This is a genomic window from Oribacterium sp. (assembly GCF_057249185.1).
In genome coordinates, this window is the sequence record NZ_DBHIGR010000205.1 from 1 (window position 1) to 3,291 (window position 3,291).

Consider the following 3,291-nt stretch of genomic DNA (forward strand, 5'->3'; position numbering starts at 1 on the left):
CTTTCCTTTAAAGCCGCAAAAAAGGCATCATACTTTTCCTCGTCCATTCCCGGCTCAAAGTCATCCAACATCTGGTTATAAATACTCTTTTCACTCTTTCGATAGCCGTAAAGCTTCTTCTGGCTCTCAATCACCTTTTTCAAATAAGGGGCGAAGAGAGAATAATCCGCCTTGGACTTTGCCAAAATCCACGCGTCAAAGGACTCGTCACAAAGCTTTTTAAAGGCCACATACTCTTCCTTGGGAATGCAAAGGGTATCCAAGGCCTGCTTGTAATAAAGCTGAATGGCCCGCTTATTTTCCGCATCCACCTTGGGATCATCCTTTAAATCCTTGAGTAATTCTACAATTTTCGGATCTGTCTCTAAACTGAAAAGCTCCCCTGCCAAAAAGGCGGAACGCTCATCTCTATAGCCTGCTCCCGCTGTAGGCGCTACAGTCTGCTTATCAATATCAATGATATTTAGAGCCATATGGTAGGCAGAACATTTGAACAGCCAGTCCTGATACTTCTTTAATTTTTCTTCTTTAGTCATATATTTTCCTTTCTTTCCGGCATTACAGTCTTGCTACTCCGCTTTTCTTTGCGGCTTCCGCAACGGCATTTGCCACTGCATCTTTCACTCTTTCATCAAAGGCCGCCGGCAGAATATACTCCGCATTTAATTCCTGATCGCTCACCAGTCCTGCGATAGCATAGGCTGCGGCAACCTTCATTTCATCATTAATATCCTTTGCCCGCATATCCAGAGCGCCTCTAAAGATGCCCGGAAAGCATAGTACATTATTAATCTGGTTTGGAAAATCTGAGCGCCCTGTAGATACTACTGTAGCACCGGCCTCCTTCGCCTCCTCCGGAAAAATTTCCGGGATAGGATTGGCACAGGCAAAGATAATGGGCTTCTCCGCCATGCTCTTCACCATATCCTTATTCAGGGTTCCCGGTGCGGAAACACCGATAAAGACATCCGCATTTTTGATAACATCAGAAAGACTTCCCTTTTCCATGGAGAGATTGGTAATCTCTGCCATTTCCATCTTAATGGGATTTAAATTCTCTCTCCCCTTATAAATAGCACCTTCCCTGTCTGTCATAATCACATGTTTAGCTCCCATGCTTAAGAGCAGTTTGATAATGGCAATGCCTGCCGCTCCTGCTCCGGAGGTCACAATCTTCACTTCTTCGATTTTTTTCCCGGTAAGCTTTAAGGCATTGATGAGACCTGCCAAAGTGACCACCGCAGTACCATGCTGGTCGTCATGGAAAATAGGAATATCGCAAATTTCCTTTAGTCTCTTTTCAATTTCAAAACAACGGGGTGCGGAAATGTCTTCCAGATTCACTCCCCCGAAGCTTCCGGCCAGGAGACTCACCGTTTTCACGATTTCCTCCACATCCTTCGTTCTTACGCAGAGCGGAATGGCATCCACATCTCCAAATGCCTTAAACAGCACACATTTTCCTTCCATAACCGGCATGCCTGCCTCCGGTCCAATGTCTCCCAAGCCCAGAACAGCAGTTCCGTCCGTTACCACTGCCACCGTATTCCAGCGTCTGGTCAGCTCATAGCTTTTCTCCACATCCTTCTGTATCACTAGGCAGGGTTCCGCAACTCCCGGGGTATAAGCAAGGCTTAAGGCTTCTTTGCTATCCACCTTGGCTCTCGGTGTTACCTCAAGCTTTCCCTTTAATTCATAATGCAGTTTCAATGATTCCTTCGCATAATCCATTTTTCTTCCTCCATGCTTTATTTCAATTCTATTCTATGTAATTTCTGCCTTCTATTATTTCTAAATTTTATTATTTATGACTTTTTATTACTTCTACCTTTGGATATTTCTTCCCGGCATCACTCGCTCCTCATAATGTGCCTTTCTTAACGCATTGTTTTTTATATCATTTCTTCTTATATCATTTTTTCCGGTTTAAACACTTCGTCAAATTTCTCTTCCGTCAAGAAGCCAAGCTGTAGGCAGGCTTCTTTTAAAGAAATGTTTTCCTGAAAGGCTTTCTTCGCTGTCTTCGCCGCATTTTCATAACCGATATAGGGGTTTAAGCAGGTTACAAGCATCAGAGAACGGTGAAGGTTTTCCTGCATTTTCTCCTTGTTCGCCTTGATGCCCACAACACAGTTCTGATTAAAGGACAGCATGGCATCGGAAAGTAGGCGTACAGACTGCAAAAAATTGTAGATACACACCGGCATATATACATTTAGCTCAAAATTCCCTTGAGAAGCCGCCATCCCCACTGCTACATCATTGGCCATGACCTGCAAGGAAACCATGGTGAGTGCTTCGCACTGGGTGGGATTGACCTTTCCCGGCATAATGGAGCTTCCCGGCTCATTTTCCGGAAGGAAAATTTCTCCAAGACCGCATCTTGGCCCGCTGCCAAGCCAACGGATGTCATTGGCTATTTTCATCAAATTCGCTGCCAAGGCTTTCAAAGCGCCATGGGCAAAAACCAGTTCATCCTTGCTGCTAAGGGAATGGAATTTGTTGTCTGCCGTTTTAAAATCCTTATGTGTCAGCTCGGAAACTGCTTTAGCCACTTCCACATCAAATCCCTTCGGGGCATTTAGTCCCGTTCCCACCGCAGTTCCTCCAAGCGCCAGCTCCCGAAGTCCGGGAAGGCTTAATTGAAGCATCTCCATCGATTTTTCCAGCATAGCTTTCCAGCCGCTGATTTCCTGAGAAAAGCTAATCGGTGTGGCATCCTGCAAATGGGTCCGCCCTGTTTTTACAATGCCTTCATTTTCCTGCATAAGTCTTTCAAAGGATTGAATGAGGGTGTCAAGACTGGGAAAAAGTCTCTCCTCGATTTCCAAGGCTGCTGCGATATGCATAGCTGTTGGGAAGGTATCGTTGGAGCTTTGGGACATATTGGCATGGTCATTGGGATGCAAAAGCTTTTCTCCGGCCACTTCATTTCCCCGATTGGCAATGACTTCGTTCACATTCATGTTGGACTGGGTTCCGCTTCCGGTTTGCCATACCACAAGAGGAAAGTGCTCGTTAAGTTTCCCCTCCAAAATCTCATCACAGACATCGGAAATCAAAGTCTTTCGTCTTTCATCCAGTTTTCCAAGGCGATTGTTTGCCATTGCTGCCGCCTTCTTTAAAATGGCAAAGGCACGAACAATCTCTGTAGGCATCTTCTCCGTTCCTATTTTAAAATTCTCAAAGCTTCTCTGGGTTTGTGCCCCCCAGTATTTCTCCACCGGAACCTGCACTTCCCCCATGGAATCGTGTTCTGTTCTATAGTCCATTTCTTTTCCTCCATACAGC

2 protein-coding genes and 1 pseudogene are annotated in these 3,291 nt (G+C 45.3%); all 3 read right to left on the reverse strand.

Annotated elements, in window-relative coordinates; genetic code table 11:
* Nucleotides 1-536, reverse strand: a pseudogene (locus tag ACO4PX_RS09410) (carboxypeptidase M32); the annotation flags it as partial.
* Between the two features lie 22 nt (nucleotides 537-558).
* On the reverse strand, nucleotides 559-1,731 hold the full coding sequence (locus ACO4PX_RS09415; protein ID WP_485572409.1) for an NAD(P)-dependent malic enzyme: 1,173 nt from the start codon (nucleotides 1,729-1,731) through the stop codon (nucleotides 559-561).
* Between the two features lie 176 nt (nucleotides 1,732-1,907).
* Complete coding sequence (gene fumC, locus ACO4PX_RS09420; RefSeq protein WP_485572411.1) at nucleotides 1,908-3,272, reverse strand: class II fumarate hydratase; 1,365 nt, start codon at nucleotides 3,270-3,272, stop codon at nucleotides 1,908-1,910.
* Nucleotides 3,273-3,291: the final 19 nt, after the last annotated feature.

Bases quoted from the DNA above. Each gene is read 5' to 3' on its own strand.
- ACO4PX_RS09415 (WP_485572409.1), bottom strand. From the start codon at position 1,731: ATGGATTATGCGAAGGAATCATTGAAACTGCATTATGAATTAAAGGGA.
- fumC (WP_485572411.1), bottom strand. From the start codon at position 3,272: ATGGACTATAGAACAGAACACGATTCCATGGGGGAAGTGCAGGTTCCG.